Raw genomic sequence first — 24,827 nt, forward strand, 5'->3', positions numbered from 1 at the left:
CGCTCTCACTCTTCAGGTCCGGCGAGTGCGAAGTCGTCCCGGGTCAGGGCGTTGCGGAGGCGCTGTTCGGCGATGCCGGCGTAGTGGTCGGAGAGTTCGGCTCCGACGAAGTTGCGGCCTTCCTTCAGTGCGGCGATGCCGGTGGAGCCGCTGCCGGTGAAGGGGTCGAGGACGGTGCCGCCGGGCGGGCAGACCTGGACGAGCTGCTGCATGACTTCGACGGGTTTCTGGGTGATGTGGACGCGGTCCTTGCGGGGCTGGGAGGCGATGAAGTGGCCGGGCAGGTAGAGGTCTCGGGTGTTGTCGAGGCTTCCCTTGACGCCCCAGAGGATGAACTCGGAGTCCTGCTTCGGCCCACCCTTGCGGGGCCGTGAGGTCGGCTTGATCCACGGGATGGTGCCGGACCATGTCCATCCGGCCATCTGCAGCGCGTCCGACGTCGTCGGGTCCTGCCTCCAGTCGGAGAAGACCATGACGACGGCGTGTTCGCGGCTGGCACGGTATGCCTCGGTGAGCAGTTCGGTCAGCCATGCGCGGTAGGAGCGCTGGTCGCGGTTTTCGCCGGGGAAGTTGGCCAGGTCGTGCCGGGCGTCGCCGCTGGTGTACTTCGCCCGCGCGGTGCGGGCAGTGCGTTCAGAGCTGGTGCGCCCGCCGGAGTTGTACGGCGGGTCGGTAATGACGCTGTCGACGCTCTCGTCCGGCAGGGACTTCAGAACGGTGAGCGCATCGCCTCGGTGCAGGGTGTACGACGACATTCGGCGGATCTCTCTTTCCGGAAGACGGCCACATGCACGCACCCGTGGAACGGGATATGCGTGCCAGTGCTGCTCGGGACAACCGCATGGACGGTGCCTGGGGTGAGCAGTGGGCTGGAGGTTAGCGCCTTTTTCCGGCCGCACCCAATGGCAGGATCTTGGTCGCCCCTTTCATGATCACGGCTCGTTTGGTGCGGCCGGATTTTGTCTCTACAGTCTCGGCATGTTCGCAGGACGGGCCCTGGTTCCGGCCCTGTTGAGCTGTGTTGATGCGTGTTGCCTCGTCCAATTGGCGACCCACTCGACACCCGTGAAAACCCTGATGGATGCGAGGGAGAGGAATTCACCGTGTGGCGCCTGAGATTACGAGCGCGGCTGGCTGCCGCATTGCGATAAAGGGTCCGGCGCTTCGGAGTTAGCAACTCCGAAGCGCGGCCCTCCCTTCGGGGACTTTCGGATATTTAACCGGTGTGGTGCCGGTGGCCTTTTCGACGAGAACGCCGGCACCGCACTGCCTACGAGTAAGGAGCTGCTAATGCAGCATGCCCAGGAGCGCCCTTCCCCCGAGCCAGATCTTCGGATACTCCGAGCGTCCGGTGGCCGGCTGTGAAGAAGGTCGCTGCGATAGCCGGGGGCGTCGTCCTCGCCCCGATGCTGGTGATCGCGCCCATCGCCGTCGCCCTGGCCGGCGCCAGCAACGCCCAGGCCGCCTGCGGCGAAGCCGGTGGTGCCGGTGCGGTGGACGCCAAGGCCGTGGCCAATCAGGTGCAGTCGATCCTCAAGGGCGGCGGCAAGGGTTCGGTGTCCGTTCCGGGGCTGGACAACCCCAAGGAGCAGATACCGAACGCCAAGACGATCCTGGCCACCGGCGTCGCGATGAAGGTGCCCCCGCGCGGGCAGATCGTCGCGCTGGCGACTGCTTTGCAGGAGTCGGGGCTGCGGAACTTGAACTACGGCGACCGGGATTCTCTCGGTCTGTTCCAGCAGCGGCCCAGCCAGGGCTGGGGCACCGCGCAGCAGGTCCGGGATCCGGTGCACGCCTCGACGAAGTTCTACGAGGGGCTGCTGAAGGTCTCGGGCTGGCAGTCGATGACCATCGCCCAGGCCGCGCAGGCGGTCCAGGCGAGCGGGTTCCCGGACGCCTACGCCAAGTGGGAACCGCTGGCCACGGCGCTCCAGAAGGCCATCACCAAGAACCTCCCGGCCAAGGGCGGTTCCGGCAAGGACGACGACAAGGAAGCCAATCCGGAGGTCCCTTCTGGTGAATGTGGGACGGGAGGCGATGGGAGCGGGTTCGGCCCGATCCCGGCCGGGTCCGTCCCCAAGGGCTACAAGATCCCGGCTGACGCACCCAAGTCGGTTCGCACAGCGATCCGTTGGGGGCTCGGTCAGCTTGGCACTGCGTACCAGTGGGGTGGCAGCTGTACCGATCCGCGCGGTCAGGACCCGATGGGCCGGTGTGATTGCTCGTCGCTGATGCAGGCGTCGTACAAGGCCGGTGGGGTCTCGATTTCCCGGACCACGTACACGCAGGTCAAGGAGGGTAAGGCGGTCAGCGTCGATGCCCTCAAGCCTGGCGATCTGCTCTTCACCCGCGGCACAGCAGCCGTGCCGGAACACGTCGGGATGTTCATCGGCCAGGGGCTGATCCTGCAGGCTCCGAAGACCGGCGACGTGGTCAAGATCTCGACTCTCGCTACTTGGCGGCCGGACGTCCTCGCCGCCCGCCGAGTCGTCTGACCGACCTCTCCCTCTCCCCCGTCTCCCCCTTCCTCCCCTTCCGGGCCTTCGCATGCCCGTATTCGCACTGGAGTTCCTATGAAGCTCATGCAGCACGCCCAGTACCTGGCCTACAACCCCGGCGTTACGCCGAAGCAGGGCGGGCTTCCCGGTCTCGATGTCCTGAAGAACGTGATGGGCAGCATCAACCTGTTCGGCATCATCGCCGCGGTCGGCGCCCTGGTCATCTCCGCGGTCGTCTGGGCCTGGGGCCACCACAGCGGCGGCCATCAGGCGGAGGCGAACGGCAAGAAGGGCACGGCGGTTGCCGCGGGTTGCGCCCTGCTGCTGGGCGCGGCCAACGGCATCGTCGCGTTCTTCTCCGCCATGGGAACGCAGGTCCACTGATGCCGAAGAAACGTCTCCGCATTCCCGAGGAGCGTACGCACGGAGAACCGACCTCGGTCCTGCGGCGCTCACTGATCGGCGGCATCATCCTCGCCGTGCTGCTGGCCGTCGCCGGTCTCGTCGCGTATCTCAACCGTACGCAGAGCCCGCCCTCGGCCAAGCCCTCACCACCGTCGCAATCCGCTCAGGAGTCGTCGCCCTCGCCCGACGCTACTGACGGCAAGGGCGTGGCTGTCGCGGCGCCGCCGAAGACGACCGATCCGATCGCGTTCGCCAAGGCGGCCACGAAGGTCCTGTGGACGTACGACACCCGCGCCTTCTCCCAGTCCGAGCACCTGGCCGGGCTGAAGCGGTGGATGTCCGGCGAGAAGAAGTACGCCGACTGGAAGTCCGTCTCCGACCAGGTGCCCAGCCCGGTGCTGTGGTCGCGGTTGCACGACAACCGCCAGCACGCGAGCGCCACGGTCGGCGAGGGCCACTTCCCGCAGGCGTTCAAGACCGCCTTGGCGCAGGATCCCGGTGCGATCACCGAGGCGTACGTCTACGCCGTCACGGTCACCGGCAACCAGACCCTCGCCTGGAAGGGCTCGGGGGCCGGGGCCGAGGCCCGCTCGATGACCCTCGCCGTCCAGTGCCGGCCGCACCAGAACTGCGCGTTGGCCGCCGTCCTGCCGAACACCGCGCCATGACCGCCCACAACCCGGATAAGGAGGTGCCCTGATGGGAGCCTGCGACCTTCCCCTGATGAATACGGTCTGCGACGCCGTCGGCGGCGTCGTCAGCTCCACCGGCAAGGCGGTCACCGACGGCATCGGTGCCTGGATCGCCAAGTCGATGGGCGAAGTGGCCCAGTCCGCGGCCGACCTTGCTTCCAAGGCGGTCGACAAGACCACCGCCATCGACCTGAACGCCGAGTGGTTCCGCAATAACTACGAGCTGCTGTTGCCGATCGGGTTGATCCTGACGGTGGGCACGTTCTGCCTGCAGCTCACCCGTGCTGCCTGGCGCAGGGACGAACGTGCCCTTGTCCAGGCTGCGTTCGGAACTATGGTGGGCGTCTTCTTCGCCTTCGCCGCCATCGCCTGTACCACCGTCGCCATCACCGTGGTCGACGTGCTCAGTGCCGGTCTGTTCAAGGCCGCCAACAGTTCCGTCGATGACGCGGTCCGCCGCATGATCAAGGTCAACGAGCTGGGGGCGATGTACGGCCTGGGCTGGGGTGTCCCCTCGATCATCGCGCTCGGCTGCGCGATCGGGGCGTTCTTGTACTGGGCCGTGATGGTCGCCCGCAAGGTCGGCATCCTGGTCCTGGTCACGTTGGCGGTCTTCGCCGGGGCCGGCGGGGGCTGGGAAGTGGCCAAGCGCTGGCGCCGCGGCTGGATCGAGGCCACGGCCACCCTGGTCGTCTCGAAACTGCTGATGACGATCGTGTTCTTGCTGGGTGTCTCGGCCATGGGCAAGTCCGACTCGCACGGTGGGCTCGCTGCCCTGTCGGATGCGATCGCGGGCATCGTCGTGATGGTCCTGGTGATGCTCTGCCCCTACGCCACCTACAAGTTCATCCACTGGGCCGCTGATGGCGGGGGCCACGATGACCTGCACCGCACCGGCGTAGCCGGAATGGCGGTAGCTGCGGGTGCGGCCAAGACCGCAGGCCAGCTCGCCATGCAGGCGGGCACCGGGACGCCTGCTCCGCAGGGGCCGTCGAAGGTGCCGGGCCAGGGCACGGATGGCCTCGCCTCCGGCATCGATCCGACCGGCGGCTCAAGCGGTGGCAGTAAGCCGAAGCAGACCCGCTTCCGCTACGGCGAAGACCCCAACGCCACGGGCGACAAGGGCCGGGCGTTGATCCAGCGGCCTCCCACGGACGGCGACCGCGGCCAGCCCCTGATCCAGCGCCCCGGCCAGGGGACCACCTCGGGCGCGGCGGCAGCCTCAGCGCCGGTCTCGTCCGGGCCCTCGGCCGCAGCGGGTACGCGGATGGACCCGCCGACGCCACGGCCCAGCGGGCCGCCACCGGCAAGTGGGCCTCCGCCGCAGGGCGGTAGCACGCCGCAGCGGTGGATCTACCCCAAGCCACCAGGCGGATCGGGCTCGTAGCCCTCATCTGACGGGGGCGGGCGCCCGGCTGCGCTCGGCCCGCCCGCCCCCGTCTTCCCCTTCCTTCTTTTCTCTCCACGTTCCAAGGACGGCTTTGCCATGCATCCCGACGCTCCTCAGCCTGACGGCCCTGCCACCGTGAAGTTCCCCCATCGCTCACGCCGAGGGGTGCTGCTCGGTCTCTCGGTCGCCCAGCTCGTCGTCGTCACCCTCACCGGCCTGGCCCTGCTCGCGGTGCTAATGCAATCCGGCGTCACCGGTGCGCTGAAGCTCATTCCGCTGTGGGTGGTCATCCTGGCGGCGGTCTTCATCCGGCACCGCGGGCGTTCCCTCGCCGACTGGGCACCCATCGCCCTGCGCTATGCGCTGCGGCGTTTCAAGGGCCAGCTCATCTGGCTCTCCCGCCCGTCCCGCCGCCCGCGGCGCGAGGGCCTGCTCCACCTGCCCGGCACAGCCGCCTCCCTGCGGGTGGCCACCTCCCCCGACGGCCAGTTCGGTGCGGTGCACGACCCGCACCAAGGCACCCTGACCGCCGTGGTGAAGGTCTCCTCCCGCGCCTTCGCCCTGCTCGATCCGGCAACCCAGAGCAGCAACGTCGCAGGCTGGGGCCGCACCCTGGCCGCTCTCTCCCGTACCGGTCACATCGCTCGCGTCCAGGTGCTGGAGCGGACCGTGCCCGACTCCGGCGACGCGCTCAACCGCTACTGGACCGAGCACGGCAACGCCGACACCCACCTGGCCGGCCCCATCTACAGCGATCTGCTGGCCGCCGCCGGCCCGGCCGCAGCGCCGCACGAGGCGTACGTCGCCCTCGCCCTCGATCTCAAGGCCGCCCGACGCCTGATCAACCAGGCCGGCGGCGGACTCACCGGCGCCTTCGCGGTCCTTTCCCAGCTCACGTCCACCTTCGACCAGGCCGCCCGGAACTCCGGCCTCATGCCCAGCGGCTGGCTGGGGGCAAGTGAGATCGCCGCCGTGATCCGCACCGCCTACGACCCGAAGGCGTCCGCGGCCCTGGATCAGTGGTCGGAGGCCGGCCGTCCGCAGGCCGATCCGGCGGCTGCCGGCCCGGTCGTCCTGGTGGAGAAGGCCGACCGGATTCAGACCGACTCGGCCCGCCACGCCACGTACTGGATCGAGAACTGGCCCCGCATCGAAACCAGCCCCGGCTTCCTTCACCAGCTCCTCTTCACCTCAGGGGTGCGCCGCACCCTGTCGCTGACCTACGCGCCCAAGGGTCTGGATGCCGCGCTCAAGGACGTGCAGCGCAAGAAGGCCACGGTGATCGCGGATGCCGCCGAGCGGCAGCGCAAGGGCCAGGTCGACTCCGAGGAGGATTCGGTCGAGTACGCCGACATCAAGGCCCGCGAGCGCCAGCTGATCGCCGGCCATGCCGACGTCGCCCTGACCGGCCTGCTCACCGTCAGCGCCGACACCGACGAACAGCTCAACTCCGCCTGTGCGGCGATCGAGACGGCTGCTGTCTCCGCCCTCCTCGATCTGCGGCTGTTGACCTGGCAGCAGGCCGAAGCCTTCAGCAACGCCGCCCTCCCGCTGGCCCGCCCGTAGCGCACCAGCTCCACCACCGCGCTCTACCGAAGGGCCCCTGTCATGCCGACCGACCCCTTGCCCGACCTGGCGGAGGACTTCGTCCCGTTCGCCACCGCGGCGCTCGATTTTCACCGGGCGATCAACCTCCCCTCCGGGACCGGTCCCGCACACCGCACCGAGCTGGACGCCCTCCACGCCCACCTCACCGCCCTGTACGGCCTACTTGACGCCCACACCGGCCGCACCACCCCGGTAGCTGAGGCCGAGGGCGACCACCTGCGGGCCTGCCGGGTCCGCCTGTGGCAGGCCGCCGAGCACCTCCACGACGCCTACCACGCAGCCGCTCACCACGGCACCGGCCGCCTCCCCGGCCGGGAGGCATGCCGGGCCCGGCTACCCGAAGGCGCGCCCGAACTCACCATCTGCCAGCGCCACCTGGCCACCGCCGCGCACGTCCGCCGTGACCACACCCCGGCCGACCTGCGCGACCCGTTCACCGGCCTGACCCGCCACTGACCCGCTGGAGCACCACGTCATGCCCAACCACACCCGCGACCGCGCCAGCGCCAGCCCGCTGTTCGTCCCCCGCAAGACCGACCGCCGCACCGCCCGCGCGGCCCGTAACCAGTTCGCCGCCGCCCGCGATCAGGCCCGCCACGCCGCGCGTCCCGAAGCCCGCCGTTCCGAACCGGGCATCGACCCCGAACTGCGGGCCACCTACCCGACCGCCGGACGGCCCGGCCCGTACTCGGCCCGAGGTGGCCGTCTCAAGCTCCCCGCCCATCGCATGACCACGGCGACGGCCTCTGGCGCGTATCCCTTCCTTGCCGAGGGCGGCCTCGGGGCGCAGGGGATCTACATCGGCCGCGATGTCCACGCCGAGGCGGCATTTACTTACGACCCGTTCGCGCTGTACGGGCGTCTCGATGGGTTCACGAATCCGAACATCCTGCTCGCCGGGATCATCGGCATGGGCAAGTCCGCCCTGGCCAAGTCCCTCGCCCTGCGGGCCGTGGCCTTCGGCTACCGGATCTACGTCCCCTGCGACCCCAAGGGCGAGTGGACCGTCGTCGCCCAGGAGCTGGGCGGCCAGACCATCGCCCTCGGCCCCGGCCTGCCAGGGCGGTTGAACCCTCTGGACGCGCCCGCCAGGCCGCACGGCGTCGGCGAGGAAGACTGGGCCAACGAGGTCCGCAAGCGGCGTCTTCTCCTTCTTGGATCGCTTGCGAAGACCGTCCTGCGACGGGATCTGCACCCGATGGAGCACACCGCTCTCGATGTGGCGCTCGACCAAGCCGTCGCCCATGCCGAGGCGAGCGGCACCACCCCGCTGCTGGGTGACGTCGCGCATGTTCTCGGCTCTCCCGAGCGGCTCGACTGTGCGCTCGGCGAGCTGACTGGCCGCCTCGGACACGCAGCCGAAGACCTCGCCCACGCGCTGCGCAGGCTCATCCACGGCGATCTGGCGGGACTGTTCGACGCCCCCAGCACCGTCGCCTTCGACCCGAGCGCGCCGATGCTGTCCATCGATCTCTCCCGCCTGGGCGGTGCCGGCGACGACACAGCACTCGTCCTGGCCATGACCTGCGCCTCGGCATGGATGGAGTCCGCGCTCGCCGACCCCACCGGCGGGCGGCGCTGGGTGATCTACGACGAGGCGTGGCGCGTCATGCGGCACGTCGCGCTGCTGGAGCGCATGCAGAGCCAGTGGAAGCTCTCGCGTGGTCTTGGCATCGCGAACCTCATGGTGATCCACCGCTTGAGCGATCTGCTAAGTGCGGGCGATGCCGGATCGCGGGGGCGGGCGCTGGCCGAGGGTCTGCTCACCGACTGCTCGACCCGGATCATCTACCGCCAGGAAGCCGACCAACTCACCTCCGCCGCAGCCCTGCTGGGACTGACCGGCGTGGAGACCCAGGCCGTATCCGCCCTCACCAAGGGGCGTGGCCTGTGGAAGGTCGCGGGCCGGTCGTTCATTACTCAGCATCTCCTCCACCCGCGCGAACGCGAGCTATTCGATACAGACGCCCGGATGTCCGCCAAAGGCGCCGAGTTCACGAAAACTGAAGCCCCTCTGCTGCCTCTTCGGGTCCGGGAGGTGCAGCGATGAGTCTAGGTGAGGTCCTGAGTTCCTGTCGGCTACTGCACGGAGTCGCCCTCGGGGTCGGCCTGCGTGAGGACCAGGGTGTAGCGCATGGCTGCGTCGATTCCGATGCCGAAGAAGTCGCAAATGCGGCGGACATCGCCGCCAGTCGCGAAGATCTCCTGGAGTATGCGGTCTTCACGGAGGGCCTGGGGCGTCACGCCAAGGTTGCGCCAGGCATAGAGCCTGCTGGTCGGCGTGGTCCGCGGGGCGGTCTTGCGGTTCACGATCAGGTGGGGATTGAGGGTGCTGGGCCAGGTCCGTGCTCGGTGGTCGAGGTAGGCAGCAAGGCGGGTCAGGACCGGCCCGGCGAGCGGGATGGTCTTCTCACCGAGGGTGAGTTTGCCGTCGCTGATGTCCGTGAGCTGGATCGCAGCGAGTTGCGGACTGGTCAGCCCGTGGAAGGCGGCCAGCGCGACGGCCAGGGCCACGGCAGGCTCGGGCGAGTTGAGCGCGTCACGGATCTTCGCCGTGTCCAGGGGCGTGGGGACGGTGGTGTTGCTCCGGGCTATGGCGACACCTCTGGTGGGGTTGGTGAAGACCTTCTTGCGGGACTTGAGGACGGCGAAGACCGAGCGCAGGCCCTGGTCAGCGAAGACTCGGTTGGCCCCCTCGGCCGGCAACGCCTCGACGAAGTCCTGCCGGCTGATCTCGGCGAGCGAGGTATGTCCCTGCTCCGCCCATCGTCGCCAGATCGGGGCCATGCCCTGGATATGGAGATGGATCGTCTGCTCGTGGCGGGGACGTCGCCGCGGAACGGTGGCACTGCCCTTGAGCATGACGTCGAACCACAGCTGCAGTTGCCCGATCATCTCTTGCGGCAGACCGGTGGTCTTCTTCGCGAAGTACCGCTCGACGGCCGTGGTCCGATCGTCGACCAGGAGGCCGGCGGCGGCGAGGATCTCCAGCGTCGAGGTCTGGGTGCCGCCGTACCGGATGCTGGCGGTGACGTCGCTGACCAAGATCTTCGCGCCCGGCCAGTCCTGCAGGGCGTCCAGCAGCTTGAGCGTGTGGACGACGCTGTTGGTCTGGCGCCGCGTCCACGCGTGTCGCTCGGCGTGCTCGCGCAGGACGGGCTCGCAGTAACGCAGCAGCCGCGAATCGCCCGTCAGCGCACGGTCCTTGATGGCCCCGTGGCCAGGTGGCATACGGAACAGCAGCAGCTGGCGCGTGCCGGTGATGGTCTCGGGAACTGCTGGTGCCCGCTTCTGGTGCAGTTCCCGGGCACGGGCGGCACGGCGCCGGGCGGCTCCGGTCTTGTCGTACTGGAGGTTGGCGAAGAAGAGCTGCTGTCCGTACTGGTTGGCGGTCTGAAGGTTGGGGGCCCGGCCGGGCTGCTGATGAAGGCGGGCGTTCTCCCAGCACAGTCGGCAGGCGCCCTGGCCGTTGATCCGGCTCTCGCGTCCGCAGAACTCGCATGTGTCGACGGGATAGTGGGTGAACCACCAACGGCAGCTCCAGCACTGCCAGCTGTTGGACCGGTAGACGCCCCAGGCCAGGCAGCCCCGGCAGGAGCCGACGTGAAGCGGGGCTCCGGGGTGGCATCGGGTGCACAGACCCTGGCTGAAGTAGTCCGCCCCGCCACAGGCCCGGCACGGCGGCGGGACGAACGGGCCGCCGGGCAGACAGCTGTAGCAGAAGTCCATCCGCGGCTTGGTCCAGGCGACACGGTTGACCCGGCATGCAGCGCACTTCGGGGGCGGTGGGGTGCTCATAGCGGCGGCTGCGAGCGTGGACGGCCGAACCGCGGGGCGACGACCGGACCCGAATCGGAGGCTGTGGCCGTCTCCTGCTCGGGCGGCCGGCGGGCGGCGACCTTCTCCGGTTCGCAGATCAGCAGCGCGGTCGGCTCGCAGTCCAGGACCGCGCAGATCACGTCCAGGTCGTCCAGGCGGATCGAGGTCGGTGTCCCTGTCCACAGCGCCGACATCTTGCCCGCGCTGATCTCCAACCCGGCCTCGGCCAGCAGACGCCGCATCTCGGTCGACTTCCAGATGCCGCGCTCGGCGGCCTTCAGCCGCAGGTTCCACTGCACGGGTTCACACCTCTCCCAAGCGCGCTTCGAGCCGCTCGTTCGCACTCACCCAGGCGCGCTCGACGTGATCGCTGTGCACATGGATGTAGCGGGTGGTCGTGGACAGCCACTCGTGTCCGAGGAGTTCTTGCAGGGCCTTCAGATCCATCCCGTCCCCGTAGAGCGAGGAGGCGCAGTAGTGCCGCAGGACATGAGGTGTGAGCCTTCCCGCCCAGGCCGGCAGCCACAGTTCGGTGGCGCCCGCCAGGCCGGCACGCAGGGAGCTGTGATTGATCCGCGTGCAATGTCCGGTGAGCTCGTCGTGCCGTTCGCTGGGCAGCAGCGGGGCGTCGGGGTGGGACCAGTCGGGTCCGAACTGGTGGCGTACGTCGGTGAGCCACCAGGTGATCAGACGGTCAGCACCGTTGATCGCCGGGACGAGCCGCGGCTTGGGCCCTCGGCCACGGCTGCCCTTGCCGTGACGGACGTGGAGCTTGCCGAACGTGCCCAGGTCAGGGCGCCAGTCGCGGATGTCGAGCATGCGTGCCTCGTTGATCCGCAGTCCCAGGCGGCGCCACAGCGAGGCTGCGAAGTAGTTGCGGGCGGCCGGCAGGTACTTGCGGGCCTCGGAGACCGACGTTCGCCACTGCCCGAAGAGCTGGTCGACTTCCGCGTCGGAGGGCGGGATCCGCACGTTCGCGAAGACCGGGCTGCTGGGGCGGTTGTACTCGTCGATCGGCTGCTGGACGACGGAGCCGGTCAAGGCGTGGATGTCGCCCTGGTACCGGCTGACCACGAAGTCGTAGAAGTAGGCCAGCATGCCGGCCTTGCCCGCCCGCGTGCTGTGGGCGCGGCCCTCAAGCCGCAGACCGGTCAGGAAGCGGTCGGCGTCGTCGCACGACGCTGTCCACAGCGGGCCGTTCAGAGTCCGCGCGAACTCGAAGATGGCTGCCCGTGCATTGCCGATGTGGCTGTCGGTCAGGTTGGCCGCGGCCATGGCCAGGGCGAACTGATCAACGATCTCTTGCTCGAAGTCCTCGATGTCGCGCTGCGTCGGCAGCGCACGAGCCGAGGAGATGTTCCGGATGACTGCCAGTGCCATGGGCCGCTCAGTTCATCGAGACAACGACTGAGTCGAGATTACCGGCAGAGCTTCAGGATTTCCGACGAACCGTCAAACTTCCTCACTCTGTCTGGGCATCCCATGCCACCTGGCCTGCAGCCCACTCCAACCGCCCCGGCCCTGAACGAACTCGGCGGCCTACGGACATGAGCGCATCCGCTGGCCGGGCTCATGCCTCGGAGGGAGCCGAAGCCGCACTTCGGCTCCCTCCGCCCTCCCCTCCCAAGCATCGATGGAATCGGTTCCCATGCCTCTGCAGATCACCATCCGCCGTGCCGCACGTCGGCTCGTCCAGCTGTACATCGACGCCGCGAAGGCCAACGCCTCCCATAGCCACATCCCTTTGGCCACAGGCCCCTTCGGCGTCCTGGATGAGACTCGCCGCATGAGTGCGGCACGCCAGGTACCCGCTGGTGATCGCACTGGGACCCGTCATGCCTGAAGTGACGCGCCCCAACTCCGCCGCACGGGCTGCCCAGCGTGAGAAGACCCGCTCGTCCCACCGGCCGCAGGAACGTGCGGATCTTGCGCTGTTCGCCGCAGCACTCTCGGCCCGCCTGCCGGGCTCGTGGACCGCAACCGCCCGCGAGCATGCGGAAAACAGTGATCAGTTCCCGCTCCGCGAGCGGCTGTGGGGGTTCGGGCATGCCCGCTGGGCCCTGTCCGAGTTCGTGCTGCAACGGGACGCCGTGCTCACCAGCGACTGCGGTGCGGAGCTGGTCGTCGTCGACCGTCCGCTGCGCAGGCACGAGTTCCTCGTCGCCGCCCTCGCCCCACAAGGGATCAACGTCACAGACGCTGTCAAAGCGCCCGACGGCATTGTCGTCAGCGCCGACCCGGCACGGGCAGCCTCCGCCGTGGCGGACCGGCTGCTCCCCCAGTACGAACAGGCCGTGCATCAGGCACGGATCGAGCACCTCGCCGAATCCGTGGCCGCCGGAGAGCGCGCCCTGGCCGAGTGGGATGCCGTCTCCGACAGCTTGTGCGACGCCGATCACTGGCCGCTCGATGACCGCTACGGCCTGCGCCAGCAGCAGCGGGACGCCGAGATGTGGGCCCAGTTCGCCCCCTTTCTCGACCACGGTCCGGCCCTTCTGTCCCACGCCGAGGCGGCCCTCCCGCTCCTGGATCCCCCCGATCGTGCGGCCGGACGCTGGCCGTACCGGCTGCGTGTTCTGCGCGATGCCCTGGACGGCGGCGCCCGCGTCCAGGCGGACTTCCAGGTCGTCGCCGATGCTCTGGTGCCCGGCCACCCGCGTGCCAAGGAGGTCTTCGACAGGGCAGTCGTCGAGCGCAATGCCGAGGGCTGGGACTGCTCCCTGACCTGGATGGAGAACGCTGGCGCGCTCGTCGAGATGTCACGGGCCGAGCAGGCACTACAGCGCGGCTCGGAGGGGCTGAAGCGGTCGGCACAGGCCAAGGCCGCCAGCGCCCGGTCGCCACTCGCCGCGCGGGAGAGCGCCGCGCCGGTGCAGGAGTCCGCCTCACGCCCGGTCGACCGGCGAGGGCACGACCGTCGGCCTCGCTTGCGCTAGCGCATTTTTCCGGCATCACCAAACCCGTCTTTGGGCCGCATCCTCGTCGTCCGCACGGCCCCAACCTCTGCGAGGTGCACTTCTCGTGGCGGAAACACGTCCGCACATCACCGTCAGCCACCACGACCGCTTCGGCGTCGTGGCAGCTGCTTCGCACGACAACCACGTCGCCGACCACATGCTGCGCCGGGTCGGCTTCGAGCGGCTGCCCGGCAGCAACCTCTACGCCCTCACCGAGCCGGACCGAGACCCGACCCGCCGTGGACAGCAGGCAGTCCAGTCCCTGCGGGCCGCGCAGTACAACGTCACGTCCGCCGCGGCATACGACCTCCATCCCCACACCCCGCTCACCACCAACCGCAGCCTCCTCGATCGGCCGGAGAATCGTTCCGCCGTGATGGGTGCCGGCATCGGGGAGGCGTCCTTCGCTTCCGCCCGCGCTCTCGACGCCGACATCCGGGCCGCCCGGATCGTCGTGCACGACCAGGCACGCGATCCCCACGGAACGCTGTGGGCGGTCGGCACCGACATACGCACCCGCGAGGGACTGCTGCTCCACGGCGAGGGCGATCTGCGGTACGTCGAGTCCCGGCTGGAGCACACAGGCCGCGCGTTTGACGTCTTCTACGCGATGCCCGGCAACGAGCGTCCGGATCCGAGGCTGTCGATGATGCAGCGCGCTCAGGCCGCCACCGCCGTCTCCCCGGCCCGCGCAGGCGCCGCGCTGCCGCAGCAACCGGCCGTAGCCGCCGCATACCGCCCAGCTTCCACCACCCAGCAGCCGGTCCGCGCCCGCTGACACCGCTGCCTCGAAGGAGTCTCCACCGATGAATCTGCCCTACGAGCCCGACGTCGCCTTCGGAGTCCACCCCGATCTCGGTGTGGCCGCCGCCGTCGCGGATGACCGGCCGTACCTGGACGAGGTCCTGCGCAAGCACCACTTCCGCTACAGCCAGGACCTGGACGTCTACCTCCTGCCGGAGGGCACCGGGCACAACACCGCGGTCCGGACAATGGCCGCTGCCACCCGCGAATTCCAGGGCGCCGGCCATACCGTCGCCGCCGATCCCCGCATCATGCTGCCGCCGCCCGTCCCCACACCAGGCGGCGTGGACGCACGTAAAACGCAGCCTGGTCAGTCGTTGACCGCGCTGACCGGCGAGCTGCACGAGCTGCGTCGCTCGGCCGACGTCGCGGAGGTCCTGGAGCAGATTCTCGATGAGCACCACGGTGCCGTCGGCGATCTGGAGGAGTTCATCGACACCGCCGCCGCCTGGTGTGAACGACTCGACACCCCGGGCGGCCGCGAACTGGGCCAGCACCTGCGCACGATCGCGCACCATGTCGCCTTCCTCGGCGACCGGTTGGCCGACGCACAGCTCGACCTGTCGGTCATGCCGGAAGTGACGCCGCAGGATGCCCCGCCTCTGGCCGACGTGCCACTCCCAGCGCGGCACGAGATCCCCTCTGTGTCACGCACCGCCCGCTCCCGCGCAGCCGTGGCGCCTTCACCGAACCGCCCCGCCGGCCTCCCTGCGGCCCCGGAAGAAGCGGCCCGCTCCACGGCCGCGCCGACCAGCGCCCGCCGTACGCGCTGACCATCATCCCGATCACAGAAGGAGTCCATCCCATGGCCGTCAAGACGCTGTGGACCGTCGATCACGCCTGCGGGCACACCGCCGAGGCCAACCTCTCCGACCGTCCGGCCGACCGGCGTGCCGGATACGCCCGCTGGCTCTCGGCACGTGACTGCACCGACTGCTGGCGGGCCGCGCGGGGCGAGGATACCGAGTCGAAGGCCGAGTGGCTGGCGAAGAAGCGGGCCGCCGAGCAGGCCGAGGCCGATGAGTGGTCCGAGCAGTACCGCATGCCGCCGCTGGAGGGCACCGACCGCGCCCTCGTCTGGGGCACCCGCTGCCGCCACCAGCTCGTCTCCGCCGCCTACACCGCCCTCGTCCTCGAAGGGACGACCAGCGCATCCGAGTGGGAGGCCATCGAGGACGCGGTGCGGCCGGTGACCCGCGCCGGCTGGTGGATCGACCAGCGCGACGCCGACCCCGCCGACCTGCCTGAACTGCTACAAGCCGCCACCGACGGCGAACGGCCGAACGAAAACCCCCACTTCTAAAAGCCCCTTCCCCCGTCTCGAAAGGCTCTGCCGTGCATCCGTCCTTCGACTGCCACATACGCCGCTCCGCCGACACCGCCATGCTCCTCACCCGGCTCCACGAGTCTCGCGAAGACGGCTTCGAGCCTTACCTCCTGGCCGCCTGGTCGCCGGACCTGGAAGCCGCCAACGCACTCTCCCTCGCACACCTCGCCCAGCTGCTCGATGAGCCTCTCGGCGCCCGCGAGCAGCGCACGGGACGACGCCCCACCCGGCCCGCCTGGCACTGTTCCGTGGTCAACACCACCGGTGTCCCCCTCTCCGACGAGCAGTGGCTGCGCCTCGTGGAGGACGTCGTCGACGCCACGGGGATCGCTCCCGACGGCGACCGATTCGCCTGCCGGTGGGCCGCGTTGCGCCATGACCACCGCTCGCTCGACATCGTCGCCAACGTGATCCGCCAGGACGGGCGCTGGGCCCGGATCCACCAGGACACCTGGAACGCACGCTCCTCATGCGACCACCACGCCCGCAACCTGACCGCTCAGCTCACTCACTGACCTTCCAGAAAGGCCGTTTCATGTCCTGCATCAGCCGATCCATGTCCCGCTTTGTGTCCTTCCTCCACGAGGTGTACGGCCGAGACGTCGAGATCTACCGCGAGCCGAACAGCGCCGAGGTGGTCGCCGAGTGCCGCCAGATATGTGCCCGCCAGATCCTCCTGACGTGCGGCTTCGAGAAGTCGCCGATACCCTTCCGCCTCCGTCTCCCCCGGGACCTCAGCGAGGCCGAGAAGAAGGCCCGCTCCACACGAGCCGCAGTCCATCTCTTCCACGCGGGCCACTACGCGGACATCGCCTCTGACCTCCGCTGCGAGTCCGCCCTCGACGCCGCATGGGCCGAAATCCGCAAGAACCGCTCCGACCGCACCGGCACAGCCGACCCTGCCGCCTGCACACAGACCGCCACGCCCCGCCAGCCGTAGCACCCCCTCCCACACAACCCCCAGGAGCCCCGCAGTGATCACCAGAAGAACGCGCCGCCCCGTACTCCCCTCCCTTCGCGCCGCGCACCCCTGGAACTCGCCTTGTCTACGCCACGCACCACCACACCCTCGACCACCACCGGCACCGACCTTCTCCTCTATCTCCTGATCGCCCTCGCCGCGCTCGGCATGGGGGGAGGCTCGCTGGCCTGGCTGTTCGGCAATCTCGCCAACACCGTTGCCGGAACCGACCCGTGGGCCGCCTACCAACCGACCACAGCCCTCCTTCACCCCGAGCAGGTCTGGCCCCATCTCGCCCAGCCCGCCTCCATCACCGGCTGCTACGTCCTGCCCGGCCTCGTCCTCCTGGCCGCCGCCGTCCTCGCCGCGAAGGTGTGGCTGCGCCTCCGCCACAACCCCTCGGGCCTTGCCACCGGCCGGGAACTGGCTCCGCTGCTGCCCAAGCAAGTAGCGGCCAAGGCCATCGAATTGCGCCCCAGTCTCAAGGGCAGCAAGCCCAAGGACGTCGCTCCCGAAGACCGCGGCGTGCTGCTGGGCACCCTCAAGCCGGGTAAGGCCGAGGTCCGCTCCTCGTGGGAGGACGTGATCCTCGCGATCATGGCGCCCCGCTCCGGCAAGACGTCGTGCCTGGCGATCCCCGCGATCTTGCACGCTCCCGGCCCCGTCCTGCTGACCTCCAACAAGGCGGCGCGCGATGCCTACACCGCCACCCTCGACGCCCGCGCCAAGGTGGGGACGGTCTGGACGCTGGATCCGCAGCAGATCGCGCACGCTCCCCGGACCATGTGGTGGGACATCCTCGCCGACGCCCGGGACCTTGCCGGGGCCCGCCGTCTCGCCGGGCACTTCGTCACTGCCTCCGTGGACGAATCGAGCGCGGGAGACTTCTGGTCCACCGCCGCCGCCAACACCCTCACCGCGCTGTTCCTGGCCGCGGCCCGCGACGGCCGTCCGATCACCGACGTGCTGGCCTGGCTCGCCTCCCCCGCCGACCGCACCCCCATCGACCTCCTCCAGGACGCCGGCCTGGACGCCGTCGCCGCCCAACTCCAGGGCACGGTGGCCGGCGCCGTCGAAACCCGCGACGGCATCTTCGAGACCGCCCGCCAGTACGCCAGCTGCCTCCTCGACCCCACCATCGCCGCCTGGGTCACCCCGCCCAATGACCTTGAGAAAGTTCGGGAGTTCAAGCCGGAGGAGTTCGCGACCAGCAAGGACACTTTGTTCCTGCTGTCGAAGGATGGTGGCGGGTCCGCCTCGGCGATCATCGCCGCAGCCGCCGACGCCGTGATGCGCGCCGCTGTCATCCAGGCCGAACGCGACGGCGGACGCCTCGACGCCCCGCTGCTGGCGATCCTCGACGAGGCCGCCAACGTCTGCAAGATCTCCGATCTGCCCGATCTGTACTCGCACCTCGGGTCCCGCGGGGTCATCCCGATGACGATCCTGCAGTCGTACCAGCAGGGCGTCCGGGTCTGGGGCCAGGCAGGTATGGACGCCCTGTTCTCCGCCTCAACGATCAAGCTGATCGGCTCCGGCATCGACGACGCGGACTTCGCCGACAAGCTCTCGCGCCTGGCTGGCGACCACGACGTGCGCACGGTCTCCGTCTCCACCGGTGAGTCCGGCAAGTCCACCTCGGTCTCCATGCGCCAGGAACGCGTCCTGCCGCCTGACGCGATCCGCGCACTGCCCAAGGGCACGGCTTACCTGCTGGCCACCGGCATCCGGCCCACGCTCCTTGACCTCAAGCCCTGGTACAAGGAGCCCGACGCCGACCAGCTGAGCGCGGCCTCCGCCAAGGCCACCACGGCCATCACCGACCGCGCCCTCGCCAAGCCCCTGCACCAGGACGACTTCGGACCGGCGGCATGACCAGCCCCCGGCAATCCGGCGCCCGGACGAGACCGACGGGGCGCCCTCCCCGCCCCGTATTGCGTCACCGATCCGCTTCCTGTTCCCCGTCTCTTGAGGTGCTCCATGCCCCCATCCGCACCGTCCTGGACTTCCGTTCACCGGTCCGAGCGGCTTGCCGACACCCCCGCCGTACGGCGCGGCGGCCACTGGTGGCTCGTCTCCCCAGCCGGAACCATGCTCACCTCGGACCAAGCCTTCGCGGCTGAACTGGACCGCTTCGCTGACGACATGGCCGCCGCCAACCGTGCCGTCGCCGAGCTGCACGTCGAGGACAAGGCAGCACGCAATCCCGTGCGTAAGGCGCGGCGATGACTCCGCTCGTCCAAGCCGAGCAGGCGGTCCTGGGGGCGGTCTTCCTCGCCCCAGGCCAGCTTGCCCATCTCTCGCCCTGGCTGCGACCGGAACACTTCTCCCGTCCCGTGCACACAGCTCTCTACGCCGCGATGCTCAAACTCCGGGCCGACGACCACCCCGCTGCGAAGGCGCAGGGCGCGGGACCCGTACCGATGTCGTGGATGGCCGACACGGTCGCCGAGGCGAGCCAGCACACCCGGGGCCTGACCGCCTCTTACGCGCACTCGCTGGTGTCGGCCTGTCCGCGGCCGGAGCATGCGGTGGTCTACGGACGGATGGTGCTGGAGGGCGCCATCCACCGAAGTGTCACCCAGCACGCCACACGACTGCACCAGGCAGCCCGCGCCGACGCCATCCGCGGCGGCGTTGAGGAAACGGTGCACCACGCCCAAGTCCTGACCGACGTACTGTCCGATCTCGCACGCCGCTGGGGAGGCGAGCCCCGCCCCGTAGCACCCCCGGCGTCGGCCCCGCCCCCTCCTGTTCATCCACAGCCGGTGGATGAACAACTCCTGGCCGATGAGGAGTTCCTCCTCGGATGCCTCAGCGCGCGTCCCCAGAAGCTAGACGAGGTCGTGGGCTGGCTCCACCCCAGCGATTTCGCCGATGCCGGCCATCAGCAGATCTACCGGTCCCTGGGAGCGCTCCACCATCGCGGCGAGCCCATCGACCAGCTGACCGTGCTGTGGGAGATCCAACGCCGAGGCGCCCTGGCCGACCAGACCCTCGATACCGAACGCGTGCTGCGTATCTGCGACCCCTCGGCGTTCGCAGGGTCGGCCGAATACGTCGGCGAGCAGGTCGTCAAAGCCTCCCTCGTGCGGACGGCAGCAGCATCGGCCCGGCAGGTGCGTGCGCTGGCCGACGACGAGTCGCTGGCACCGGGGCGGCTGATCGGCTACGCCCTCCACGCCCTGGGACCGCTGGAGGACGTCCGCCGCCGCTGGCGCATCGCCACCGGCACCGAACCCGAACCCCGCCTCACCGAAGGCCAACCGGGTGCCGGCCCTCCGGCTGCCCGTATCGAGGCGGCCCGATCGCGCAGCCGCCCTCACTTCGTGGACGCCGCCCCTGCCACGGCGCCCACCGCGGCCTCGCGACCCGCTGTCCTCGACCGTCCCCACCGCCGGAGTCCGTCATGACCGATCACACTGGCCGCGTCGGCCTGGAAAAGGACGAGCTGTACGCCGTTGCCCACGAGTTCGACAAGCTCCGCACCGAAATCAGTGTTCCCGGGACACCGCGCGAGCTTCCCGACCTCGCGACCGCGTCCAAGCACCTCGCCACCCTGACGGGGTTGATCAAGGACCTGTCGGACGAGGTCGTCTTCCGCGTCACGGAGAATGAACCCGGACTCGACCTCAAGCCAGTCATCTACGCCTACACATCGGCAGCATCACTGGCAGGACAAGCGACGGAGAACTACACCGAGGCATACATCCAACTCGGCTTCCTACACCGCTACGCCGACGCCCCCGAAACCAAGGAACTACGGGACGCCCGCCACGCCGCCTTCCTGATCGCCCAGGAACGGACGGGGACCGTACGCAACGACCTCACAGACGCCGCCCGCGGACTGAGGCGCTCAGCAGACCGGTTGGACGGCACCCCACCACGCACCCTGGCCGCGCTGAGCCGCTCAGCCCGCCCGACGAACTCGATCTACCGCCTCCCGCCACAAACACCCACGCCAAGTACGACGCGGCTGGCCTACACCCCCGCGCCCCGCCATGCGCGCTGACCTGACGGTGCCGCCGGCCTCACCCTTGATCGGGAGCATGTGCTCCGGCTACGGCGGCCTGGACCTGGGCGTCCAGGCCGCCCTCGGCGGCACCCTCGCCTGGCACGCCGAGATCGATCCGGGGGCGTCCCGGATCCTGTCCCGTCACTGGCCGACCGTGCCCAACCTCGGCGATATCTCGACCGTGAACTGGTCCGGCGTTCCTGGGGTGTGCGTCCTTACGGCGGGTTTCCCTTGTCAAAGACGTCTCGGTCGCCGGGCGCCGCGCCGGGCTGGCTGACGGCACCCGGTCCGGCCTGTGGCATCACGTCGTCCGTGCCATCGATGCCCTCAACCCGTGCCTGGTGGTGATCGAGAATGTCCGAGGACTTTTGTCCTCCCCTGCCGGTTCCCCTGGCGACGTGGAACCCTGCCCGTGGTGTCTGGGAGACGCCGCAGGCCAGCCTGCTGTGCGAGCACTCGGTGCCGTACTTGGATCCCTGGCCGACCTCGGGTTCGATGCACGCTGGTGCGTGCTTCGCGCCTCCGACGTCGGCGCCCCACACCACCGAGCACGGGTCTTCCTCGCCGCCTGGCCATCCTGGCGGGCCGCCGCTGCTCAAGACGCCGACGAGCAACCTGGCGACCAACGGCGGCAGCCAGCACCCGGCGAAACGCAAGGAGGGGGGCCACGGCCCGAACCTGGCGGACGAGGTCGAGTGGCTCCTGCCCCCCGTAGCCTCCGATCGGATCAAGAGCTCACCGAACCAACGCCCCGACAAGGGGGACGTGCCCCTGTCGTCAGCAGCAGCCCCGCTCTCACGCCCATCCGGTGTGGAGCGCATGCACACGGGGCGGGCGCGGAAACGCCCCGTGAGCCGAGCGCCGCTGACGGAGCCGCTGCCGCTGTTCGCGGAGCCGACGGGCACGAAACCCAGGCCGGGATCTGGTGGCCGTACGCCGCCGCCATCACCCGATGGGAGAGGATCACCCGCCCTGCGCCACGGCCGACCGATGACGCGGGCCGCCTGAGCCCACTGTTCGTGGAATGGATGCAGGGCCTTGACCCCGGCTGGGTCACCGCCACCCCAGGACTAGGACGCCCCGCCCAACTTGCCGCTCTGGGCAATGGTGTTGTACCGCAACAGGCCGCCCGCGCCCTGCAGATCCTTGCCCCGCCCCGGCCGCCCTGCCGCCACCACACATCGCTCTGAGCTGCGCCTTCTACACCAAATCTCCGGCCTGGCAAAACCGTGATTTCTCTGGAACCTCGACACCCCACACGTTCACGCCAAGGGGTATCGATGTCTGAACCCGCTCACGAGAGCAAGCCGGTACGCATACCGGACCACGACCTGGACGACCTCGTCTCCACCGTGACACGGCTCGTCGCGGAGAGCCGCAAGCAGGGCGAGACGCTCGCTCGGCTGACCGACGAACAGCCACCCCGGGAGGACGGCGAACAGGACGAGGCCGGTCGCGCGGAAGGCGCCACGCCAGCCTCCGCCCCGGCGGGCAGCGATCCGGCTGCTACCGGGGCGGAGGCGCCGTCCTCCATCTTCATCCTCGCGCTTGACGGCAAGGCGTACGCCGAGGAACTCGCCGCGCTGACGATCTGGGTGCACCACCTTCTGCTGCCGGTCTACGGGCGGGAGATCACCACCGGCCGCCCGTGGTGCCAGCAGTGGCACGAGCACCCCGAAGCCGTCGCCCGGCTGCATGCCCTGTGGCTGGCGTGGCAGCAGCTCACCGATATCGAGGCCGGCCCCACCGGCCCCTCGGTGTGGCAGCGCGACCACCTCGACCCGGTCCTGCTCCAACTCCGCACGCCGGACGGCCCCTTCGGTGCGTGCACCACCAGCCCGGTCCGCCCCAACCACCGTCTGCTGGCCTCGCCCGAACCGGCCGGAGTCTGACATGGCCAACACTTACGAAACACCGCACCCGGACTCCCAGCTCGACGGCTTCGAAGCCGCCACCGAACAGACGGTGGACGCTTTCTACTCGGTGACGCTCTCGGACGACGTGCTCCTGCGTTGGAGCGCGCCGTGAGTCGGGCCCGGTATGCCTTCGCGGCTCATCCCGAGGCCCTCGCCGACCTGCGGTCCGTCCCGGAGGATATCCGCGACCTGGCGCTGCTGGAGTTGCAGCATCTGGTCCATGGCAACGAACGCGGAGCCGCCCTGCACCGCGAACTCGCTGGCTGCCACAAGGTCTACGTCGACCCGGAGACCCGGTGGCGGCTGGTCATCCAGTACCGGGACGCCCCGGCCTCCTCTCAGCACAAGAGGGAGATCTACCTCCTGGCCGTCGGCGAGCGTCAGGACCAGGCTGCCTACCGGACCGCAGCGCGCCGGCTGGAGCGCGAGCGGGAGGCATCGGCCGCCGCGCAGCCCCTCGGGCGTCGGGCCCAGGCCGCCAGGGCCCGCTCCCCGCACAGCAGCAGCCGGGTCAACGCCCATCCGCAGACGCCTGCGCCTGCGGATTCCGCCACGCAGCCACGGGCCCGGCGACCCCGTTCCTGATCCCCAGCTCACCGCACCCGCGCCTGCCGGACGCTCTGTGCACTCCCGCTGACGCCCCCGACGACTTCCGGAGAACTGGACATGCCCGACCACCGCATATCGGCGCACGACGCCAAGCTCGTCAGCGAGGCGATCGACCGCCTCGCTCCCCGCTGGACTACCTGGACACTGCAGACCATCGCGCAGCACGGCCAGATGCGCTTCGCGAAGATAGCCGCGGCGCTGCCGTGGCTCAGCACTCAGAACACGCAGCAAATCATGCGGCGGATGCACACGAATGGCCTGCTGGACTGGCCGGAATACGGGGTCTACGAGGTCTCCGCGCTCGGCCGCACTGCGCACAACGCCCATGGCGCGCTCGCCTCCTGGCACCGCACACACTCCGGTGGAAGCAGTTCGGCGGTCGCCGAGGCAGAACGGACGGAGGACGCCCTGCGCCGGCTGCGCGGCGAGGGGGCCATCGACGTCCTCCATGCTCTCTCGGAGCACGGCCCCCTTCCGAACGGCGAACTGCGCAAAGCATCGGGACTCGCCACGGGCTCCTTCTATTACCGCCTCCAGCAGCTCCAAGAGGATCAGCTCCTGACCCGCACCGGCCCCTCCTCCCGTGCCGCGTACACCCTGACTCCGGCCGCCCAGGCGCTCGGTCCCATTTACGCGGAGCTGGCCGCCTTCGAGTCGCTGACCCCTTCCGTCACTGTGCAGCACAAGCCCACGGCACTGGCATCGGCCAGCACGGCGAGGGCCGACGCAGCCGTACGGCGAACCCCCTCGGGCTTCCCGGGGTTGTTTTCCCACGCTCCAGCCGCCCAGCCACGTGTCCCGGCCCACGTCACGGCGCTCTCCCACCCCTCACGGACCAGGTGATCCGCATGCCCTCCGTCAGACCCCGCCGCCACACCGGCGCCCGCGCACGTTCCGGTACGAGCCGCGCGGGCGCCCGTGCACCACCCCTTCGGAGTTGTTCCTTATGCCCACCACCGGCTCTCGCGCCTTCGGCCCGGACAGCGATGTCCTGATAGCCCCCGTCTACCTCGCCGGAACCGGCCCCGGCGAAGCTGTCTTCAACACCCTTGATTCCGCGGCAGGCTGGACCAAGGTCGTGGCCTTCGGCGAGGACACGTACTACACCAGCCCGTGCCAGCGCGTACGCATGGCCAATGTCATGGACAGCCACTACGGCGGCTGGACGATCTCGTATGCCGAGGACCCGCTCGGCGTACCGGACTGGATCACCACCTTCGACCGCGACACCCCCCGAGAGATCGTGGCGGCGTTCACGGACACGCTCGTCGCCGGGCTGCCCAACAATTTCGCCGACTACCTCAGTGGCGGCGAGCACCACACCGGGCACACGCCCGCCACCGTGCTCTCCAGTCACCAGTGGGAGGCCGTCCGCGATACGCGGCCGTTCCGGATGGTTTCGCCCGACGGTCACGCCGCCTATCGGATGCGCGGCGGCTGGCTCCACGAATACGACGAGCTACTCGACCCGGAGAAGTCGACCTGGCGCATGTCCGCCGGCCCCGACCCCCTCTCCGCGCCGAGCTGGCAGGCGTACTTCAGCCGGGGCACCCCCGAGCACCTCATCACCGCCACGGCCCTCGCCCTGACCGACCCGAGGCCCGTCGTCCGCGCTGATTTCCTCATTCCCGACCGCCACCGCTCCCTGGTCGAGACCCAGCCCCTGCGCCTCGACCAGGCGAATCCGCGCACTACGGCTGCGCTGGCACGCAGTTCGCGCACCAACGTGATGCACCCCGTCCAGCCTCCGGCTGCCGCAGTCGCCCCCGTCACGCCTGTCATCGCCAGCTCACGCCGTCAGCGCTGACGCCCGCACCCTGCCTCGG

At 69.6% G+C, this 24,827-nt stretch carries 28 protein-coding genes; 24 read left to right on the forward strand and 4 right to left on the reverse strand.

Features of this window, described 5'->3' with window-relative positions; genetic code table 11:
* Positions 1-5: 5 nt before the first annotated feature.
* Positions 6-755, reverse strand: coding sequence for a site-specific DNA-methyltransferase (locus tag SLV14N_RS17740; protein WP_263270078.1), 750 nt, complete (start codon positions 753-755; stop codon positions 6-8).
* A gap of 606 nt (positions 756-1,361) precedes the next feature.
* Between SLV14N_RS17740 and SLV14N_RS17745 the strand changes: the two genes are divergently transcribed.
* The 7 genes from SLV14N_RS17745 (at position 1,362) to SLV14N_RS17775 (ending at position 8,643) form a co-directional block, all read left to right on the forward strand.
* Positions 1,362-2,495, forward strand: a complete 1,134-nt coding sequence (locus tag SLV14N_RS17745) for a C40 family peptidase (protein ID WP_263270079.1) — start codon at positions 1,362-1,364, stop codon at positions 2,493-2,495.
* Between the two features lie 78 nt (positions 2,496-2,573).
* Positions 2,574-2,882 carry a DUF6112 family protein gene (locus SLV14N_RS17750; RefSeq protein WP_046929256.1) on the forward strand — a complete coding sequence of 103 codons (309 nt, stop codon included), beginning with the start codon at positions 2,574-2,576 and terminating at the stop codon, positions 2,880-2,882.
* Entirely contained in the window at positions 2,882-3,571 is a 690-nt protein-coding gene (locus SLV14N_RS17755) for a hypothetical protein (protein WP_263270081.1), read from the forward strand. The genes SLV14N_RS17750 and SLV14N_RS17755 overlap by 1 nt, the downstream gene beginning before the upstream one ends.
* A gap of 31 nt (positions 3,572-3,602) precedes the next feature.
* Entirely contained in the window at positions 3,603-4,982 is a 1,380-nt protein-coding gene (locus SLV14N_RS17760) for an ATP-binding protein (protein WP_263270083.1), read from the forward strand.
* A gap of 99 nt (positions 4,983-5,081) precedes the next feature.
* Positions 5,082-6,551, forward strand: coding sequence for a PrgI family protein (locus SLV14N_RS17765; RefSeq protein WP_263270085.1), 1,470 nt, complete (start codon positions 5,082-5,084; stop codon positions 6,549-6,551).
* 42 nt (positions 6,552-6,593) lie between these two features.
* Positions 6,594-7,049 carry a DUF6238 family protein gene (locus SLV14N_RS17770; RefSeq protein WP_263270087.1) on the forward strand — a complete coding sequence of 152 codons (456 nt, stop codon included), beginning with the start codon at positions 6,594-6,596 and terminating at the stop codon, positions 7,047-7,049.
* A 19-nt stretch (positions 7,050-7,068) separates the two neighbouring features.
* Positions 7,069-8,643: an ATP-binding protein gene (locus tag SLV14N_RS17775; RefSeq protein ID WP_263270089.1), complete on the forward strand. Its 1,575-nt coding sequence runs from the start codon at positions 7,069-7,071 to the stop codon at positions 8,641-8,643.
* A gap of 29 nt (positions 8,644-8,672) precedes the next feature.
* Here SLV14N_RS17775 and SLV14N_RS17780 read toward each other — a convergent pair whose 3' ends face one another.
* The 3 genes from SLV14N_RS17780 to SLV14N_RS17790 are packed head-to-tail and all read right to left on the reverse strand — an operon-like array spanning position 8,673 to position 11,792.
* Entirely contained in the window at positions 8,673-10,391 is a 1,719-nt protein-coding gene (locus SLV14N_RS17780; RefSeq protein ID WP_265873733.1) for a hypothetical protein, read from the reverse strand.
* Entirely contained in the window at positions 10,388-10,711 is a 324-nt protein-coding gene (locus SLV14N_RS17785; protein WP_263270091.1) for a helix-turn-helix transcriptional regulator, read from the reverse strand. Before SLV14N_RS17785 ends, SLV14N_RS17780 begins: the two co-directional genes overlap by 4 nt.
* Before the next feature lie 4 nt (positions 10,712-10,715).
* Positions 10,716-11,792, reverse strand: a complete 1,077-nt coding sequence (locus SLV14N_RS17790) for a tyrosine-type recombinase/integrase (protein WP_263270093.1) — start codon at positions 11,790-11,792, stop codon at positions 10,716-10,718.
* A 455-nt stretch (positions 11,793-12,247) separates the two neighbouring features.
* Between SLV14N_RS17790 and SLV14N_RS17795 the strand changes: the two genes are divergently transcribed.
* The 17 genes from SLV14N_RS17795 to SLV14N_RS17875 all read left to right on the forward strand — a co-directional run bounded on the left by SLV14N_RS17795 (position 12,248) and on the right by SLV14N_RS17875 (position 24,808).
* The gene (locus tag SLV14N_RS17795; RefSeq protein WP_263270095.1) at positions 12,248-13,348 is read left to right on the forward strand and encodes a hypothetical protein; all 1,101 of its coding nucleotides are present in this window, start codon (positions 12,248-12,250) and stop codon (positions 13,346-13,348) included.
* A gap of 85 nt (positions 13,349-13,433) precedes the next feature.
* The gene (locus tag SLV14N_RS17800; RefSeq protein WP_263270097.1) at positions 13,434-14,147 is read left to right on the forward strand and encodes a hypothetical protein; all 714 of its coding nucleotides are present in this window, start codon (positions 13,434-13,436) and stop codon (positions 14,145-14,147) included.
* Between the two features lie 28 nt (positions 14,148-14,175).
* The gene (locus tag SLV14N_RS17805; protein ID WP_263270099.1) at positions 14,176-14,946 is read left to right on the forward strand and encodes a DUF3827 domain-containing protein; all 771 of its coding nucleotides are present in this window, start codon (positions 14,176-14,178) and stop codon (positions 14,944-14,946) included.
* Positions 14,947-14,978: 32 nt separating this feature from the next.
* Entirely contained in the window at positions 14,979-15,476 is a 498-nt protein-coding gene (locus SLV14N_RS17810) for a hypothetical protein (protein WP_263270101.1), read from the forward strand.
* A 32-nt stretch (positions 15,477-15,508) separates the two neighbouring features.
* The gene (locus SLV14N_RS17815) at positions 15,509-16,015 is read left to right on the forward strand and encodes a hypothetical protein (protein ID WP_263270103.1); all 507 of its coding nucleotides are present in this window, start codon (positions 15,509-15,511) and stop codon (positions 16,013-16,015) included.
* Positions 16,016-16,056: 41 nt separating this feature from the next.
* On the forward strand, positions 16,057-16,440 hold the full coding sequence (locus tag SLV14N_RS17820; RefSeq protein WP_263270105.1) for a hypothetical protein: 384 nt from the start codon (positions 16,057-16,059) through the stop codon (positions 16,438-16,440).
* 102 nt (positions 16,441-16,542) lie between these two features.
* Positions 16,543-18,336 (forward strand): type IV secretory system conjugative DNA transfer family protein, encoded by a 1,794-nt coding sequence (locus SLV14N_RS17825; protein ID WP_263270106.1) that lies wholly within the window; start codon positions 16,543-16,545, stop codon positions 18,334-18,336.
* 105 nt (positions 18,337-18,441) lie between these two features.
* Entirely contained in the window at positions 18,442-18,690 is a 249-nt protein-coding gene (locus tag SLV14N_RS17830; RefSeq protein WP_263270108.1) for a hypothetical protein, read from the forward strand.
* Positions 18,687-19,874, forward strand: a complete 1,188-nt coding sequence (locus tag SLV14N_RS17835; RefSeq protein WP_263270109.1) for a DnaB-like helicase N-terminal domain-containing protein — start codon at positions 18,687-18,689, stop codon at positions 19,872-19,874. The genes SLV14N_RS17830 and SLV14N_RS17835 overlap by 4 nt, the downstream gene beginning before the upstream one ends.
* Positions 19,871-20,473, forward strand: a complete 603-nt coding sequence (locus tag SLV14N_RS17840; protein WP_263270110.1) for a hypothetical protein — start codon at positions 19,871-19,873, stop codon at positions 20,471-20,473. The genes SLV14N_RS17835 and SLV14N_RS17840 overlap by 4 nt, the downstream gene beginning before the upstream one ends.
* A 37-nt stretch (positions 20,474-20,510) precedes the next feature.
* Positions 20,511-20,753: a DNA cytosine methyltransferase gene (locus tag SLV14N_RS17845; protein WP_263270111.1), complete on the forward strand. Its 243-nt coding sequence runs from the start codon at positions 20,511-20,513 to the stop codon at positions 20,751-20,753.
* A 16-nt stretch (positions 20,754-20,769) separates the two neighbouring features.
* The gene (locus tag SLV14N_RS17850) at positions 20,770-21,666 is read left to right on the forward strand and encodes a DNA cytosine methyltransferase (protein ID WP_263273205.1); all 897 of its coding nucleotides are present in this window, start codon (positions 20,770-20,772) and stop codon (positions 21,664-21,666) included.
* A gap of 90 nt (positions 21,667-21,756) precedes the next feature.
* A complete protein-coding gene (locus SLV14N_RS17855) occupies positions 21,757-22,368 on the forward strand; it encodes a DUF4913 domain-containing protein (RefSeq protein ID WP_263270113.1) in 612 nt (203 codons plus the stop codon).
* Between the two features lies 1 nt (position 22,369).
* A complete protein-coding gene (locus SLV14N_RS17860) occupies positions 22,370-22,504 on the forward strand; it encodes a hypothetical protein (RefSeq protein WP_263270114.1) in 135 nt (44 codons plus the stop codon).
* Positions 22,501-22,977: a type II toxin-antitoxin system RelE/ParE family toxin gene (locus SLV14N_RS17865; RefSeq protein ID WP_263270115.1), complete on the forward strand. Its 477-nt coding sequence runs from the start codon at positions 22,501-22,503 to the stop codon at positions 22,975-22,977. Before SLV14N_RS17860 ends, SLV14N_RS17865 begins: the two co-directional genes overlap by 4 nt.
* Positions 22,978-23,058: 81 nt before the next feature.
* Complete coding sequence (locus SLV14N_RS17870; RefSeq protein WP_263270117.1) at positions 23,059-23,844, forward strand: hypothetical protein; 786 nt, start codon at positions 23,059-23,061, stop codon at positions 23,842-23,844.
* Between the two features lie 103 nt (positions 23,845-23,947).
* Complete coding sequence (locus SLV14N_RS17875) at positions 23,948-24,808, forward strand: DUF317 domain-containing protein (RefSeq protein WP_263270119.1); 861 nt, start codon at positions 23,948-23,950, stop codon at positions 24,806-24,808.
* The last annotated feature ends 19 nt before the right edge of the window (positions 24,809-24,827 follow it).

Source organism: Streptomyces sp. Je 1-4 4N24 (assembly GCF_026239515.1).
GTDB lineage: Bacteria > Actinomycetota > Actinomycetes > Streptomycetales > Streptomycetaceae > Streptomyces > Streptomyces nigrescens.

What these genes read in the sequence shown, in the direction of transcription:
- SLV14N_RS17740 (WP_263270078.1), bottom strand. Translation starts at nt 755, where the DNA reads ATGTCGTCGTACACCCTGCACCGAGGCGATGCGCTCACCGTTCTGAAG.
- SLV14N_RS17750 (WP_046929256.1), top strand. Translation starts at nt 2,574, where the DNA reads ATGAAGCTCATGCAGCACGCCCAGTACCTGGCCTACAACCCCGGCGTT.
- SLV14N_RS17755 (WP_263270081.1), top strand. Translation starts at nt 2,882, where the DNA reads ATGCCGAAGAAACGTCTCCGCATTCCCGAGGAGCGTACGCACGGAGAA.
- SLV14N_RS17760 (WP_263270083.1), top strand. Translation starts at nt 3,603, where the DNA reads ATGGGAGCCTGCGACCTTCCCCTGATGAATACGGTCTGCGACGCCGTC.
- SLV14N_RS17765 (WP_263270085.1), top strand. Translation starts at nt 5,082, where the DNA reads ATGCATCCCGACGCTCCTCAGCCTGACGGCCCTGCCACCGTGAAGTTC.
- SLV14N_RS17770 (WP_263270087.1), top strand. Translation starts at nt 6,594, where the DNA reads ATGCCGACCGACCCCTTGCCCGACCTGGCGGAGGACTTCGTCCCGTTC.
- SLV14N_RS17775 (WP_263270089.1), top strand. Translation starts at nt 7,069, where the DNA reads ATGCCCAACCACACCCGCGACCGCGCCAGCGCCAGCCCGCTGTTCGTC.
- SLV14N_RS17780 (WP_265873733.1), bottom strand. Translation starts at nt 10,391, where the DNA reads ATGAGCACCCCACCGCCCCCGAAGTGCGCTGCATGCCGGGTCAACCGT.
- SLV14N_RS17790 (WP_263270093.1), bottom strand. Translation starts at nt 11,792, where the DNA reads ATGGCACTGGCAGTCATCCGGAACATCTCCTCGGCTCGTGCGCTGCCG.
- SLV14N_RS17795 (WP_263270095.1), top strand. Translation starts at nt 12,248, where the DNA reads ATGCCTGAAGTGACGCGCCCCAACTCCGCCGCACGGGCTGCCCAGCGT.
- SLV14N_RS17805 (WP_263270099.1), top strand. Translation starts at nt 14,176, where the DNA reads ATGAATCTGCCCTACGAGCCCGACGTCGCCTTCGGAGTCCACCCCGAT.
- SLV14N_RS17810 (WP_263270101.1), top strand. Translation starts at nt 14,979, where the DNA reads ATGGCCGTCAAGACGCTGTGGACCGTCGATCACGCCTGCGGGCACACC.
- SLV14N_RS17820 (WP_263270105.1), top strand. Translation starts at nt 16,057, where the DNA reads ATGTCCCGCTTTGTGTCCTTCCTCCACGAGGTGTACGGCCGAGACGTC.
- SLV14N_RS17830 (WP_263270108.1), top strand. Translation starts at nt 18,442, where the DNA reads ATGCCCCCATCCGCACCGTCCTGGACTTCCGTTCACCGGTCCGAGCGG.
- SLV14N_RS17835 (WP_263270109.1), top strand. Translation starts at nt 18,687, where the DNA reads ATGACTCCGCTCGTCCAAGCCGAGCAGGCGGTCCTGGGGGCGGTCTTC.
- SLV14N_RS17840 (WP_263270110.1), top strand. Translation starts at nt 19,871, where the DNA reads ATGACCGATCACACTGGCCGCGTCGGCCTGGAAAAGGACGAGCTGTAC.
- SLV14N_RS17845 (WP_263270111.1), top strand. Translation starts at nt 20,511, where the DNA reads ATGTGCTCCGGCTACGGCGGCCTGGACCTGGGCGTCCAGGCCGCCCTC.
- SLV14N_RS17855 (WP_263270113.1), top strand. Translation starts at nt 21,757, where the DNA reads ATGTCTGAACCCGCTCACGAGAGCAAGCCGGTACGCATACCGGACCAC.
- SLV14N_RS17860 (WP_263270114.1), top strand. Translation starts at nt 22,370, where the DNA reads ATGGCCAACACTTACGAAACACCGCACCCGGACTCCCAGCTCGACGGC.
- SLV14N_RS17870 (WP_263270117.1), top strand. Translation starts at nt 23,059, where the DNA reads ATGCCCGACCACCGCATATCGGCGCACGACGCCAAGCTCGTCAGCGAG.
- SLV14N_RS17875 (WP_263270119.1), top strand. Translation starts at nt 23,948, where the DNA reads ATGCCCACCACCGGCTCTCGCGCCTTCGGCCCGGACAGCGATGTCCTG.